This window comes from Yersinia enterocolitica subsp. enterocolitica (assembly GCF_901472495.1).
Lineage (GTDB): Bacteria > Pseudomonadota > Gammaproteobacteria > Enterobacterales > Enterobacteriaceae > Yersinia > Yersinia enterocolitica.
Map to the genome: position 1 here is coordinate 3120814 of NZ_LR590469.1, position 15193 is coordinate 3136006.

A 15193-nucleotide genomic window follows, 5' to 3' on the forward strand; every position below is an offset into this window, starting at 1 on the left:
GCACCGTTTTCAATATACCGATAAATACAGCATCATTAAATGACTTTAGAAAAACAATACCACCCTACTTATAAATGGAATCATTATGAAATCAAAAAATTTGACCACAATGATCATATTGGGTCTGATAATAGGTATTATCGTCGGGTTTTTAATAAATTCCTTTAGCAGCCCTGATTTTGCAAAGTCGTACTCTTCTGAAATATCTATTTTTACCGATATATTCCTACGATTGATCAAAATGATCATTGCCCCGTTAATCATCTCAACATTAGTGGTTGGGATTGCCAAAATGGGTGATGCCAAAACATTAGGGCGCGTTTTCTCAAAAACGCTGTTCCTGTTCATTTGCGCAGCATTCATTTCCATTCTGCTCGGTTTAGTGGTGGTTAACCTCCTAAGACCGGGTGATGGCATTAACTTCGTGGCTGCAACCGCCAGTGCTGTGGACGGTATTGCACCGGTTCCATTCTCCGCGAAAGTCTTTATCTCACATGCCATTCCAACCAGTATTGTTGACGCAATGGCACGCAATGAAATCCTACAAATTGTCGTATTCTCCATTTTCATGGGGATTAGCCTTTCCGCCATTGGTGAAAAAGCACAACCGATTGTTTCCGTATTAGATTCACTGGCTCACCTGATGCTGAAACTCACCGGCTACGTCATGCTATTTGCGCCATTGACTGTATTTGCCGCCATATCCGCGATGATTTCTGAACGTGGTTTAAGCGTATTGATCAGTGCCGGTATTTTTATGGGTGAGTTCTATCTGACCCTGGGCCTGTTGTGGCTTATTTTAATTGGCTGTTCAATTCTTCTGATTGGTCGCTGTACGCTTCGATTAATAAAAGGTATCAGTGAACCGGCATTGTTAGCTTTTACCACTTCAAGTTCTGAAGCCGCCTTCCCCGGCACATTAGAAAAACTGGAAGAGTTCGGCGTTTCTAACAAAATTGCTAGTTTTGTTCTCCCTATCGGCTACTCATTCAACCTGGTAGGTTCAATGGCATATTGCTCATTTGCAGTCATATTTATTGCTCAGGCATGTAATATTCATCTGAGCATGGGCGAGCAAATCACCATGTTGTTAATTCTGATGCTGACCTCTAAAGGTATGGCGGGTGTGCCGCGCGCGTCATTAGTGGTTATCGCCGCCACGCTCAGCCAATTTAATATCCCGGAAGCCGGCCTGATTCTATTAATGGGCGTTGATCCCTTCCTTGATATGGGCCGTTCAGCCACTAACGTGATGAGTAATGCGGTGGGCGCAGCACTGGTTGGACGTTGGGAAGGTGAACATTATGGTGAAGGTTGCCGTGGTGTGGCGAAAATGGGTACCGAAACTGTGGTTATTCAAGAAACAGTCGCCGTTCAAGAGAGTTTCACTCTTGAGGCACAAGCTAAATAACGCCACCTAAGCCTTTACGCCACATCAGGGAAACATAACCCCAGGCTGACATAAGCCTGGGGTCGATGACTGAGTAGCAAACGCCATTATCTCGGTTTGGCCGCCAGTGCCTGCGCACAGGCCCAGGCAGAGCTCCAGGCCCATTGGAAATTATAGCCACCCAGCCAGCCAGTGACATCAACCACTTCACCAATAAAGTACAACCCAGGCACTTTATGAGCCTCCATGGTTTTGGAGGAGAGCTCTTGGGTATCGACGCCACCAATCGTGACCTCAGCAGTGCGATAACCTTCTGTTCCATTAGGTTGTACCCGCCACTGTTGTAAGTTTGCCACCAACGTAGCCTGTTGCGGCGCATTTAACTGTTTCAAGGTGACATCCGGCAGTTGCTCCAGCGTCTGTAGACATTCCACCAACCGCCTAGGTAACAGTTGAGCCAGCGTGTTCTTCAACGTCTGATTGGGGTGGACTTGCCGCTCATTGTTCAGAAATACGTCTAAATCGGTGTCAGGAAGTAAGTTAATGCCCACATACTCGCCAGCCTGCCAATAGCTTGAAAGTTGTAAAATTGCCGGGCCAGAAAGACCACGATGGGTAAATAAAATACTCTCACGGAAACTGACACCATTCTCTGCCGTCACCACCGCAGGGACTGAAACACCGGAGAGTGTTTGCAGATGTTCTAACAAAGGCTTATGCAACGTGAAAGGAACCAGTGCTGCGCGGGTCGGTAATACTTTCAAACCAAATTGTTCTGCCAACTTATAGCCGAAGGGCGAGGCTCCCAATCCGGGCATAGACAATCCACCTGAAGCCACCACAAGTGAATGAGCACTCACTTTCAAATCATTAACCTGCAACACGAAACCCGTCTCGGTTTTTTCAACTGACAACACATCGCTGCGTAATCGAATCGTGACTTGCCCCAATTCGCACTCTTGCAGTAAAAGCTCAACCACTTGTTGGGCTGAATCATCGCAAAACAGTTGCCCTAGCGTTTTTTCATGCCAGGCGATGTTATAGCGATTCATCAGGTCAATGAAATCCCATTGGGTGTAACGTGCTAAAGCAGATTTACAGAAATGAGGATTTTGTGAGAGGTAAGCTGCGGGTTCGACAAACAGATTGGTAAAGTTACAGCGGCCACCACCGGACATCAGGATCTTACGCCCAGCTTTTTTGCCATTATCTACCAAGAGTACCCGGCACCCTGCTTGCCCAGCTTGAGCCGCACAAAACAGGCCCGCAGCACCTGCGCCTATCACTACCACATCAAACTGTTCCACACTGGGCCTCACTGAGTAAAATCATCATCACTGCAAAAGTGTCCGTTTTTTCGCCGAGTCGCATGCTATTTGTTCATTCAACCGACAAATTAGCGGCGGGAGATTGTAAGTCGCCCACTCTCAGGAAGCTATAGTAAGAAAATGTCTCATAGAGTAAAACTAAGTAACCTGCTGATATAACATGCATATGTTGTTAAAAATGGCGAATTCATCCGCGGTCATGTCAAAAAAAGGTCATATTTTCCTTTTCCCCACCCCCCATTGTCACTGATAATGCGCCGCGTTCATGTCCACAAACTGGCGTAACGCTTATGCTACATCTTTTCGCTGGCCTGGATTTCCATACCGGCCTAATGTTAGTTCTTGCTTTGTTGTTTGTGCTGTTTTACGAAGCCATCAATGGTTTTCATGACACAGCCAATGCGGTTGCAACCGTAATATATACCCGCGCCATGCGTTCACAGGTGGCTGTCGTGATGGCAGGGGTGTTTAACTTCCTCGGCGTGATGCTGGGTGGTTTGAGCGTGGCTTATGCCATTGTTCACTTACTGCCTACTGATCTGCTGTTAAATGTCAGTTCGGCACATGGGTTGGCGATGGTCTTCTCTATGCTGCTGGCGGCGATCATCTGGAATTTGGGCACTTGGTATTTCGGTATCCCAGCCTCCAGTTCGCATACGCTGATTGGTGCAATCATCGGTATTGGTTTAACCAATGCATTAATGACCAGTACATCTGTGGTAGATGCACTGAACGTTCCTAAGATGATTCAAATCTTCCTGTCATTGATCTTATCCCCGATTGTGGGTCTGGTTATTGCCGGTTTGATGGTGTTCCTATTACGTCGTTACTGGAACGGGACCAAGAAGCAGCAACGTATTCACCTGACACCCGCTGAACGAGAAAAGAAAGACGGTAAACGTAAACCGCCATTCTGGACCCGTACAGCCCTGATCCTATCGGCTATTGGCGTGAGTTTTTCTCATGGCGCTAACGATGGTCAGAAAGGGATTGGCTTGATCATGCTGGTATTAATCGGTGTGGCTCCGGCTGGGTTTGTCGTGAATATGAATGCAACAGGCTATGATATTGCCCGCACCCGCGATGCAGTGACTCATCTGCAACAATATTATCAGCAGCATGTTGAAGCATTACCTCATGCTGTCGCGCTGAAGCCACTGGTACCGACACCAGATACATTGCCAAACACCCCAGAACAGTTCCACTGTGATAGTTCACGCGCCATGATAGCGATTGATCATGCACAGACGCTGTTAGCGAATCTGCAAAGCTATGACGACCTGACGGTCGATCAACGTAGCCATATGCGCCGCTTGCTGATGTGTGTTGCTGAGACCGCTGGGGCCGTTGCCAAACTGCCAGAAACCAGTGCTCAAGACCGCCGTTTCCTCAATAATCTGCGTACAGATTTGTTAGAAACGGTGGAATACGCACCAACCTGGATTATCGTTGCCGTCGCTCTGGCCCTGTCTTTGGGTACTATGGTTGGCTGGAAACGTGTTGCAGTGACTATCGGTGAGAAAATCGGTAAGAAAGGCATGACCTACGCACAAGGGGTTTCTGCCCAGATGACTGCGGCGGTTTCCATCGGTATTGCGAGTTATACCGGTATGCCTGTATCGACAACTCAAGTGCTCTCATCAGCGGTTGCCGGCACCATGTTGGTGGATGGCGGTGGTGTGCAGAGTAAGACGGTGAAGAACATTATGTTGGCGTGGGTCTTAACCTTGCCAATCTCAATTCTTCTTTCCGGCGGGTTGTACTGGATCGCGTTGAAATTTATCTAAATCCAGCGAATTAGCCATACTCAAATTGAGCAAACTCGAATTTGAAATAAATAAAAGGCGGCCTTATAGGTCGCCTTTTTACCTGTTTTTATGCCAAAAGTTCATGCTAATACCACAATATTAAGCCCACCAGACTGACCATAACCAAACCACATAATGCGCTGGTCAGGATAAACTGCCCACGTAGCCTCTCACAACGGCGAATAAATTCTGGGTCATGATGATCAAGATAACGTTGAGCAAAGATATAACCGACTAATCTAATCTGTTTGCTCGGCTGACCGTGAGAGGTGAAAAATCCACCGCCATCAACGTATTGATACAGCAACGGGTCGCAACCACGTAATACCACTAACAAAGCACGCAGTGATGAATAATAACGTGCCATATTAATCACACATACCACACACAAAGCCCAAAAAAGCGCGACGGTACTGATCATAATCATCCTCCCAGCGATATCACACGCACCAGATCCATTCCCCTGAACCCTTGCGCCATCGCTCACTCTAGCCGATACAAACACCCCCAGGGCCTCAAAAGCCACCCCCTATTGTTCGCTCACTGATTGTGACTCGATGTGATATTCACTCGACACACTATCTGAACGTGTTGGACTCCCTTTATGAGTGTAGGAAATGAAATGAGAAATAGCCTGATAATCTCTAAATTAAGCTAAATTGGGTGTTTGTTAAGTATCGATTAGTATTAACTTATAACGAACTTTACTCACCATAAAATGCGGGTTGCCCCCGAAAATAGTGTCTAAATATTAATCTTTCTTAACTGATTTATATAAATAAAACGGCCATTATTTTTAGGTTATATTTGCATCACAAATATGAAATTACCCACATCATGCTATCTGAACAGCGCTATACTTAGGATAATGATCTGCTTTAAATTCAATCAGTGCGACGATATATTAGGGCCATATGCGGTAGAGTTTGGTCAGTTTTTGGTGTAAAAAGACAGACACTGACTTTAGTGATCATCATCAAAACAGTGTGTTGTGATCCGTGAAACACTTCGGCTAAGGGTCATAATGGTACTATGTAGATATCGCGTTAGCACCCGTTCAACAGGTTGAATGTTTGCTTACCCATTAATTAACATTATGGAAGGAGTTTACTTATGGCTTACAAACACATTCTGATTGCGGTTGACCTATCTCCGGAAAGTAAGGTGTTGGTGGAAAAAGCAGTTTCAATGGCCAGACCGTACAATGCCAAAGTTTCCCTGATCCATGTCGATGTAAACTACTCAGATCTCTATACCGGCCTGATCGACGTTAATCTTGGCGATATGCAGAAACGCATTTCTGAAGAAACACACAATGCGTTGACCGAGCTTTCGCAAAACGCAGGCTATCCAATTGAACAAACGCTGAGTGGTAGTGGCGATTTGGGTCAGGTACTGGTTGATGCCATTAAGAAATACGATATGGACTTGGTATTATGTGGCCACCATCAGGATTTCTGGAGCAAATTGATGTCTTCAGCACGCCAACTGATCAACACCGTACATGTCGATATGCTCATCGTACCACTGCGCGATGATGAAAATGGTGAAGACGATTAAGCTACATAAGCCACATTAGCTTAGCATCATCACCTCTCACGCCCGCCTTTAGCGGGCGTTTTTTATGCTAAACCCCGCCCCCACCCTATATTTCCTCACATTAATAACCCTGCTAAGTTTTTGTCAAAATCCCTTGCGGCATGAATATAAACCAGTGATATAGTCGAAGATGCACAACATCGTCTCCTCACTATTTTGGATAATAATAATAGGCTGCAAAAATCTGTCAGGAGAGTCTTAATTGGTACAAGGAATTATTAGTGATGAATGCTTTAACCTCTCTGGAGTCATTTTTAGAATCTTTACAACAACGTGATGCCAACCAACCAGAATATCTCCAAGCGGTGCGTGAAGTTTTCACCTCGCTTTGGCCCTTTCTGGAGCAAAACCCTCATTACCGAGAACAGAGCCTACTGGAACGTTTAGTCGAACCGGAACGCGTCATCCAATTTCGCGTTGCCTGGACTGACGATCAAGGAAAGGTGCAGGTTAACCGCGCCTGGCGTGTTCAGTTTAACTCCGCGATTGGCCCCTATAAGGGCGGGATGCGCTTCCATCCATCAGTAAACTTATCCATCCTTAAGTTCCTGGGTTTTGAACAGACCTTTAAAAATGCCCTGACCACACTGCCAATGGGCGGGGGCAAAGGCGGCTCTGATTTTAATCCGAAAGGGAAAAGTCAGGCTGAAGTGATGCGTTTTTGCCAGGCGTTAATGACCGAGCTTTATCGTCATCTTGGCCCAGATACTGATGTTCCTGCGGGTGACATTGGTGTTGGCGGCCGTGAAGTGGCCTTTATGTCCGGCATGATGAAGAAACTGTCTAATAACACCGCCTGTGTTTTCACCGGTAAAGGGCTTTCCTTCGGCGGCAGTCTAATTCGCCCGGAAGCGACCGGTTACGGTTTGGTTTATTTCACCGACGCGATGCTAAAACGTCACGGTTTAGGTTTTGAAGGTAGAAAAGTTTCTGTTTCCGGTGCCGGTAATGTGGCGCAATACACCATTGAAAAAGCCATGGAACTGGGCGCTCGGGTCATTACCGCCTCTGACTCCGGCGGTACAGTGGTTGATGAAGCCGGTTTCACACCGGAGAAACTCGCCCATTTGGCTGAGATTAAAAACAAACGTTACGGCAGCATCGAAGATTATGCCCGCGAACGTAATCTGGTGTATTTAGCCGGCCAACAGCCGTGGAGTGTGCCGGTTGATATTGCCCTGCCTTGTGCAACACAAAACGAGCTGGATTTACCTGCTGCCCGTCAGCTGATTGCCAATGGGGTTAAAGCCGTGGCCGAAGGCGCAAATATGCCAACGACCATTCAGGCAACCGATGCTTTCCTTGATGCTGGTGTGCTGTTTGCACCGGGCAAAGCGGCCAATGCCGGTGGTGTTGCCACTTCTGGCCTGGAAATGGCACAGAATGCGGCTCGCTTGAGCTGGAAGTCAGAGAAAGTTGATGTCCGCTTGCATCACATCATGCTGGATATTCACCAATCTTGTGTCGAATATGGCGGAGAAGGTAAGCAAACTCACTATGTTCATGGCGCTAATATTGCCGCCTTTGTCAAAGTAGCCGATGCTATGCTGGCCCAAGGCGTGCTGTAAATAATAGAACTCCCATATTCTTTGAGGTAATAATGCCTGGAGAATATGGGAAACTCATCTTCATAGATTTAAAAATAATATACCCTAACAGATAATATATAAAATTCCGGGTTCTTTTTAAGAACGTGCTTATTTTAAATATTCCCTATACCAGTAACATTCCTCCGCCACATGAATCGTTAGCAAAATTATGAGGGATAATAATGTTCAAGGAAGAGACTAAAAATCACATCAGAACTCTGGATACGAATAAAAGAATTAATATTAATTATAAATCAAAAGATATTAACCTATTAGCGATAACCAGCAGAAATAAATGGGAACATAAAGATAAAAACGGAATGAGTATTGTAACGTATTCATTCAGTCAACAAATACCAATAGGTTACCATTATTATAAGTCGAGCGATGGTATTCAGGCTTATTCTCTTAATGAAGCGCAAATTCATCAGGTAAGAACCGCTACGCTCGCCACTTCTGATGTGGCGAATATTAAATTTATTGAGGCTGAAGATGGTGTTATAGCTAACATTCCCATTGCGAATGTTTTACTCGAGGGATCTCTTGGCGGTTATGCCTATAGCCCGAATCCTGGTAACCTCAGCCCCATATTTATTAATGCGAAGATAGAGGAGAATTTAGCCCCCACGCAATCAAACTATGGTGGTCGGGTATTTATGCATGAATTTGGCCATGCACTAGGCTTGGAGCATACTCATGACTCGGTGGGCTTAACACAACAAACCAGTGTAATGAGCTATTTATCTGAGTTCAACTCAGGAGCAATCTACGGGGGTAACTTTGCATCAACCCCACAACTACATGATATTTCAGCGCTTCAATACCTTTACGGAACCAATAATCGTACCCGTATCGGCAATACGACTTATGGTTTCAATTCCAATAGTAATAGGGATTACTTTACTGCAACCCACGCTAGCGACAAGTTGGTATTCTGTGTGTGGGACGCCGGTGGTAACGATACGTTTGATTTTTCGGGTTATCATCAAAACCAAAGAATCACACTAACTAAGCGTGGTTTCTCTGATATTGGCGGTTTGAGAGGCAATGTCTCAATTGCAGATAAAGTCGTGATTGAAAATGCCATCACAGGTAGCGGTGATGATGAAATCAACGGTAACCGATCAAATAACACCCTAAATGGAGGGGATGGTGATGACAGATTATGGGGCCGGGTGGGAAATGATCGGCTATTCGGCGGCCGTGGCAATGATCGGCTATCCGGTGGTAAGGGTGATGACTTCTTATCTGGCGGCGCAGGTAATGACCGGCTCGCTGGCGGGAGTGGCGATGACCGATTATTCGGCGGGCGTGGCGCTGACCGGATGAAAGGGGGAGAGGGTTGTGACATTTTCCAATACCGTAATAGCAGAGATTCCACTAGAAAATATACCGATACCATCATCGACTTTACATCTGGTGAAGATAAAATTGATTTATCATTCATTATGGCTGGCAATAACAATATTGATCTGGTAAATCAATTCAGCGTGAATGGTCAAACAGAATTAATGCAGAAATATGATGATGTCGCTAATATTACCTATCTGATGATTGATTTCGACCCAAAAATAAGCAAAGTTGAGATGATGATAAGATTCACCGGTAAACATCAATTCACACGCAATGATTTTATTATCAGCTCACCGCTTATTTCATAACTCTTTATTGAGTGAAAGAAGCTAATTCAGGTGGCTGTAATAACGCGCAGCCGCCTGATTAAGAGCAATATATCCAATATCATTGGCGCATTACAGCAACAGGGCCAACTGGCACTGTGGTAGCATCAAAGAAGAGGCATATAGAGATCAAAACGGTGGCTTTTCGTGGTCACTGCGGCCTGTGCTGCAATGCCAGCTAGCGGTTCGGCATAATCCGGCCGCTTAACCACCACCCGCTTGGTCGCCAGTGCGCGCGCCGGTGCCAGTAAACCATCGGCGTCTTCGTCAGCCCCGACCAATGATTGGAACACCCGCATTTCCTTTTTAACCAACGCACTTTTTTGCCGGTGCGGGTACATAGGATCGAGATACACTACTTCAGGCCGAGGTTCAATTTCCGCCAGCGCGGTTAAACTGGAAGCATGCAATAGTGTTAACCGCTCGCGTAACCACGGGCCAATTTCCGCATCCTGATAACCACGACGCAAGCCATCATCCAGCAATGCGGCAACCACTGGATTGCGCTCCAGCATCTGCACATGACAACCCAGTGCCGCCAGGACAAAAGCATCCCGCCCCAGCCCGGCGGTGGCATCCACCACACGCGGCAGATACCCTTTTTTGATACCGACAGCTTTAGCGACCGCCTCACCGCGCCCACCACCAAACTTACGCCGATGGGCTAGCGTACCAGCAACAAAATCAACATAAATGCCGCCGAGTTTTGGCTCATCCCGCTTACGCAGCTCAAGGCGCTCAGGTGTTAATACCAGCGCCATAATAGACTGCTCGTCAGACACCAAACCCCAGCGTTCAGCCAGAATAGACAAGGCGCCGGGATCGGCGCCTGCTTCAGACAATAAACAAATACTTACTTGTGACACATTCTAGCCCTTAATACCGTAATGGCGCAGCATAGCATCCAACTGCGGCTCACGGCCACGGAAGCGCTTGAACAGAGTCATTGGCTCCTCAGAACCGCCACGGGACAGAATATTATCGAGGAACGACTGCCCCGTTGCGGCATTGAAAATACCTTCCTCTTCAAAGCGCGAGAAAGCATCAGCCGAGAGCACTTCCGCCCACAAGTAACTGTAATAACCCGCGGCATAGCCACCGGCAAAGATATGGCTAAAGGCATGTGGGAAACGCCCCCAAGTTGGCGATGGTACTACCGCGACCTGTTTTTTCACTTCATATAAGATCGGCAAGATCTGCGCGCCGGTCAGCGGATCGAACTCATAATGCATACGGAAATCGAATAGGCCGAACTCCAGTTGGCGCAGGATAAACAGTGCCGCCTGATAGTTTTTCGCCGCCAGCAGTTTATCCAACATCTCTTGTGGCAGTGGCTCATGGGTTTCGTAATGACCGGAAATAAACGCCAGTGCTTCCGGTTCCCAGCACCAATTTTCCATAAACTGGCTTGGCAATTCGACTGCATCCCACGGTACACCGTTGATACCAGAGACACCGGCAGTATCAATTTTGGTCAACATATGATGTAAACCGTGGCCGAACTCATGGAACAGTGTGGTCACTTCGTTATGAGTAAACAGCGCCGGTTTGCCGCCCACTGGCCCGTTAAAGTTACAGGTTAGGTAAGCGACAGGTTTTTGTAATTGGCCATTCGCTAAACGCAAGCTACCGACACAATCGTCCATCCAGGCACCACCGCGCTTGTGTTCACGGGCATATAAGTCCAGATAGAAGCTGCCGCGCAGTTCACCGCTGGCATCATATAGCTCGAAGAAACGCACATCTGGATGCCAGGTATCAACATCATGGCGTTCTTTGGCAGTAATACCATAAATGCGTTTAACCACTTCAAACAGCCCTTCTACCACCCGCTGTTCCGGGAAGTAAGGGCGCAATTGCTCGTCACTGATGGAGAACAAGTGCTGCTTTTGTTTTTCGGAGTAATAGGTGATATCCCACGCGGCTAACTCGCTGACGCCATAATGTTTTTCAGCAAAAGCACGTAACTGCGCCAGCTCTTCTTCTGCTTGTGGTCGCGCGCGTTTTGCCAAATCATTCAAGAAGCCCAGCACCTGTTGTGGGCTTTCTGCCATCTTGGTCGCCAGAGATTTATCGGCATAACTGCTAAAGCCCAGTAATTGAGCCAATTCATGGCGCAATGTCAGGATTTCGGCCATGATTTCGCTGTTATCCCATTTGCCCGCATTCGGCCCTTGATCAGAAGCGCGAGTGGCAAAGGCGCGATACATCTCTTCGCGCAATTCAGCGTTATCGGCATAAGTCAGCACCGGCAAGTAACTCGGCATATCCAGAGTCAGCAACCAGCCCTCTTGCTCTTTGGCTTCGGCCATGGCTTTAGCGGCGGCTAATGCACTCTCTGGCAAACCTTTCAGTTGCTCAACATCGGTAATCAACTTGCTCCAACCCATAGTAGCATCGAGCACATTATTGCTGTAAGTCGACCCCAACTCAGATAAGCGGGCCACTATTTCGCCATAACGTTTTTGTTGTTCCGGCTCCAGACCAATACCGGATAACTGGAAGTCACGCAGCGCGTTTTCTACCGCTTTACGCTGTGGAGCGGTCAAAGCATCAAACCCTGGCCCTTCTTTTAAGCTGACATAAGCCTGATATAGGCCTTTATGCTGCCCCACCCAAGTACCGTATTCAGATAGCAGTGGCAAACTTTGTTCATAAGCAGCACGCAATTCCGGGCTATTTTTCACTGAATTCAAATGCCCAACTGGCGACCAAATGCGTGATAAGCGATCATCGGATTCGGCCAGCGGCTGACACAAGTTATCCCAGGTGAAAGGCCCTGGCTGGGCGACCACCCGCTCCACCGCTTGACGGCATTCATCCAATGCGGATTTCACCGCAGGCACGATATCTTCAGGGCGAATAGCAGAAAATGGCGGCAGGGCGAACGGGGTCAACAGCGGATTTGTCATAAGGAAGTCCTGATTGTTTTTTGAATTTCAGCGCCAGACAGTGCCCAGCAACAGAGAATAAATTACGTATTAATAATTAAGATGAGGTCTGTCAGTATGAAAATCAATGGCTGACGGCTTAAATTGGTCAATCAACAGCCTCAACCTTTCCATTGCGTAACGGTGAGATTTTTATCACCAATTAATGCTTTTCACTTTTTATCCACCAGACAGTTTATACTAGTTGCCATAATGTGTTGGCTGCGGTGACTGACGACGATGTTTTGTCTCATCCATAAAGAAAGGCCGCAAGAAACACTGCCGCAATATACAGATATATCAATTGGTTAAAATAAAATGTTAAGTTACCGCCATAGTTTTCACGCCGGCAACCATGCCGACGTTCTGAAACATACTGTTCAAAGCCTGATTATTGAGTCTTTGAAAGAAAAAGAAAAACCGTTCCTTTATCTGGATACTCACGCCGGTGCTGGCCGCTATCAGTTAAGCGGCGAACATGCTGAACGCACGGGTGAATACCTTGAAGGTATCGGCCAACTGTGGCAACGCGATGACTTACCCGCTGATTTAGCCCCGTATATGAGTGCGATCAATTATTTTAATCGTGGTGAGAAGTTGCGTTACTACCCCGGCTCACCGTTGATTGCCCGCCATTTACTGCGTGAATACGACAAGATCCATCTGACCGAACTGCACCCGAGCGATTACCCGTTACTGCGCAATGAATTTGCCAAAGACGAACGCGCCAAAGTCCAGCGAGCCGATGGTTATCAGCAGCTTAAATCACAGTTACCGCCACCATCACGCCGCGGTTTAATTCTTATCGACCCACCGTATGAAATGAAAACTGATTATCAGGATGTGGTGAAAGGTATTCAGGAAGGTTATAAACGCTTTGCAACGGGTACCTATGCATTATGGTATCCGGTGGTTTTACGCCAGCAAGTCAAACGTCTATTGCGAGATTTGGAAGCCACTGGCATCCGCCGTATCTTGCAAATTGAATTGGCCGTTCGCCCTGACAGTGACCAACACGGTATGACCGCGTCTGGCATGATTGTGATTAACCCGCCGTGGAAGCTGGAGCAGCAAATGAACACGCTACTGCCGTGGCTGCACAAAGCGCTGGTGCCTTCTGGTCATGGCCATACGCTGGTGAAATGGGTAGTGCCGGAATAATATACCCTTCATACTTCAAGCTGCAGATGCGTTAACTGCCTTCGCTCACCCCAGTCACTTGCTTGTGTAAGCTCCTGGGGGTTTACTCAGTTGCCGCCTTCCTGTAACTCGAATTATTTTGGTATAGATAGCTCTGAAGTAATTCTTTTCTAAATGAATCGCCTATCAGAGCCATTGATGCATAAAGCTTTATCAAGCGCTACACTGATAGACAATTTTTTAAACGACTTGGAAACGACACTGATGACCAAACATTACGACTATCTGGCAATTGGCGGTGGCAGTGGTGGGATCGCATCGATCAACCGGGCAGCCATGTATGGCAAGAAATGTGCGCTGATCGAAGCTAAAGAGCTCGGTGGCACCTGTGTCAACGTCGGTTGTGTACCGAAAAAAGTGATGTGGCATGCGGCGCAAATTGCAGAAGCCATTAAACTGTATGGCCCGGATTACGGTTTCGACACTACAGTGAATCATTTCGCTTGGAAAACGCTGATCGCCAATCGTACTGCTTACATCGATCGTATCCATCAGTCTTATGACCGTGGTTTAAGTAATAACAAAGTGGATGTTATTAAGGGTTTCGCGCGTTTTGTTGATGCGCATACCGTGGAAGTGAACGGTGAGAAGATAACCGCCGATCATATCCTGATCGCCACCGGGGGTCGCCCAAGTCATCCAGATATTCCAGGGGCGGAATACGGCATTGATTCCGATGGTTTCTTCGAATTGGACGAGATGCCAAAACGGGTTGCTGTAGTGGGTGCCGGTTATATCGCGGTAGAAATCGCAGGTGTACTCAATGGGTTAGGCACAGAAACGCATCTGTTTGTGCGCAAACATGCACCACTGCGTACCTTTGATCCGCTGATTGTTGAAACCCTGTTGGAAGTGATGAACACCGAAGGGCCGAAACTGCATACCGAGGCCGCACCGAAAGCGGTTATCAAAAATGCCGATGGCAGCCTGACACTGCAATTGGAAAATGGCACAGAAGTGACTGTCGACCATCTGATTTGGGCTATCGGCCGTGAACCGGCAACCGATAACCTGAATCTGGCCGCCAGCGGTGTCAAAACCAATGAAAAAGGCTATATCGAAGTCGATAAATTCCAGAATACTAACGTCAAAGGTATCTACGCTGTTGGCGATAATACCGGTGCCGTTGAACTGACGCCGGTGGCAGTGGCGGCAGGTCGTCGTCTGTCTGAACGCCTGTTTAATAACAAGCCAGACGAGCATCTGGATTACAGCAATATCCCAACCGTGGTATTCAGCCACCCACCAATCGGGACTATTGGTCTGACTGAACCGCAAGCGCGTGAGAAGTTTGGCGACGAGCAAGTGAAAGTCTACAAATCGTCCTTCACCGCGATGTACAGTGCTGTTACGCAGCACCGCCAACCATGCCGGATGAAACTGGTGTGCGCAGGGCCGGAAGAGAAGATTGTCGGTATCCACGGTATCGGTTTTGGTATGGATGAAATCCTACAAGGGTTCGCTGTCGCCGTGAAAATGGGCGCAACCAAGAAAGATTTCGACAACACGGTTGCTATCCACCCGACTGCCGCCGAAGAATTTGTTACTATGCGCTAAGTCAGCTAAAAGCACGCTAAGGCTATAAACTGCATGGTTTATAGCCTTTTTTATTGCTTTGAATTCGACCTTCAAGAATATTTTTTACTTTCGCGCAGGCGATTTCCTGCTCA

11 protein-coding genes are annotated in these 15193 nt (G+C 47.2%); 7 read left to right on the plus strand and 4 right to left on the minus strand.

The window, feature by feature from the left end:
• Positions 1-85 precede the first annotated feature (85 nt).
• Positions 86-1411, plus strand: coding sequence for a dicarboxylate/amino acid:cation symporter (locus tag FGL26_RS14950; protein WP_011817379.1), 1326 nt, complete (start codon positions 86-88; stop codon positions 1409-1411).
• Positions 1412-1497: 86 nt separating this feature from the next.
• Here the strand turns inward: FGL26_RS14950 and FGL26_RS14955 are convergent, their stop codons facing one another.
• The gene (locus tag FGL26_RS14955; RefSeq protein WP_005174838.1) at positions 1498-2697 is read right to left on the minus strand and encodes a BaiN/RdsA family NAD(P)/FAD-dependent oxidoreductase; all 1200 of its coding nucleotides are present in this window, start codon (positions 2695-2697) and stop codon (positions 1498-1500) included.
• A 311-nt stretch (positions 2698-3008) separates the two neighbouring features.
• Here FGL26_RS14955 and pitA point away from each other — a divergent pair, with 311 nt between their 5' ends.
• Entirely contained in the window at positions 3009-4505 is a 1497-nt protein-coding gene (gene pitA / locus FGL26_RS14960; protein WP_005157393.1) for an inorganic phosphate transporter PitA, read from the plus strand.
• Positions 4506-4611: 106 nt separating this feature from the next.
• Here pitA and uspB read toward each other — a convergent pair whose 3' ends face one another.
• A complete protein-coding gene (uspB, locus tag FGL26_RS14965) occupies positions 4612-4947 on the minus strand; it encodes a universal stress protein UspB (RefSeq protein ID WP_005174839.1) in 336 nt (111 codons plus the stop codon).
• Positions 4948-5639: 692 nt separating this feature from the next.
• Here uspB and uspA point away from each other — a divergent pair.
• The 3 genes from uspA (at position 5640) to FGL26_RS14980 (ending at position 9375) form a co-directional block, all read left to right on the plus strand.
• Entirely contained in the window at positions 5640-6086 is a 447-nt protein-coding gene (uspA, locus tag FGL26_RS14970) for a universal stress protein UspA (protein ID WP_005157389.1), read from the plus strand.
• A 263-nt stretch (positions 6087-6349) separates the two neighbouring features.
• Entirely contained in the window at positions 6350-7693 is a 1344-nt protein-coding gene (gdhA, locus tag FGL26_RS14975) for an NADP-specific glutamate dehydrogenase (RefSeq protein ID WP_005174840.1), read from the plus strand.
• A gap of 203 nt (positions 7694-7896) precedes the next feature.
• On the plus strand, positions 7897-9375 hold the full coding sequence (locus tag FGL26_RS14980) for a M10 family metallopeptidase C-terminal domain-containing protein (protein WP_005174841.1): 1479 nt from the start codon (positions 7897-7899) through the stop codon (positions 9373-9375).
• Between the two features lie 125 nt (positions 9376-9500).
• On the opposite strand, the gene rsmJ is transcribed toward FGL26_RS14980, so the two are convergent.
• On the minus strand, positions 9501-10259 hold the full coding sequence (gene rsmJ / locus FGL26_RS14985; protein WP_005174842.1) for a 16S rRNA (guanine(1516)-N(2))-methyltransferase RsmJ: 759 nt from the start codon (positions 10257-10259) through the stop codon (positions 9501-9503).
• A gap of 3 nt (positions 10260-10262) precedes the next feature.
• Positions 10263-12305 (minus strand): oligopeptidase A, encoded by a 2043-nt coding sequence (prlC, locus tag FGL26_RS14990; protein ID WP_005157382.1) that lies wholly within the window; start codon positions 12303-12305, stop codon positions 10263-10265.
• A 336-nt stretch (positions 12306-12641) separates the two neighbouring features.
• On the opposite strand from prlC, the gene FGL26_RS14995 reads away from it, so the two are divergent.
• Positions 12642-13484 (plus strand): 23S rRNA (adenine(2030)-N(6))-methyltransferase RlmJ, encoded by an 843-nt coding sequence (locus tag FGL26_RS14995; protein WP_004388937.1) that lies wholly within the window; start codon positions 12642-12644, stop codon positions 13482-13484.
• 243 nt (positions 13485-13727) lie between these two features.
• Entirely contained in the window at positions 13728-15080 is a 1353-nt protein-coding gene (gorA, locus tag FGL26_RS15000; RefSeq protein ID WP_138060248.1) for a glutathione-disulfide reductase, read from the plus strand.
• Positions 15081-15193: the final 113 nt, after the last annotated feature.

What these genes read in the sequence shown, in the direction of transcription:
- FGL26_RS14950 (WP_011817379.1), top strand. Translation starts at nt 86, where the DNA reads ATGAAATCAAAAAATTTGACCACAATGATCATATTGGGTCTGATAATA.
- gorA (WP_138060248.1), top strand. Translation starts at nt 13,728, where the DNA reads ATGACCAAACATTACGACTATCTGGCAATTGGCGGTGGCAGTGGTGGG.
- gdhA (WP_005174840.1), top strand. Translation starts at nt 6,350, where the DNA reads ATGAATGCTTTAACCTCTCTGGAGTCATTTTTAGAATCTTTACAACAA.
- prlC (WP_005157382.1), bottom strand. Translation starts at nt 12,305, where the DNA reads ATGACAAATCCGCTGTTGACCCCGTTCGCCCTGCCGCCATTTTCTGCT.
- uspA (WP_005157389.1), top strand. Translation starts at nt 5,640, where the DNA reads ATGGCTTACAAACACATTCTGATTGCGGTTGACCTATCTCCGGAAAGT.
- FGL26_RS14995 (WP_004388937.1), top strand. Translation starts at nt 12,642, where the DNA reads ATGTTAAGTTACCGCCATAGTTTTCACGCCGGCAACCATGCCGACGTT.
- uspB (WP_005174839.1), bottom strand. Translation starts at nt 4,947, where the DNA reads ATGATCAGTACCGTCGCGCTTTTTTGGGCTTTGTGTGTGGTATGTGTG.
- pitA (WP_005157393.1), top strand. Translation starts at nt 3,009, where the DNA reads ATGCTACATCTTTTCGCTGGCCTGGATTTCCATACCGGCCTAATGTTA.
- FGL26_RS14980 (WP_005174841.1), top strand. Translation starts at nt 7,897, where the DNA reads ATGTTCAAGGAAGAGACTAAAAATCACATCAGAACTCTGGATACGAAT.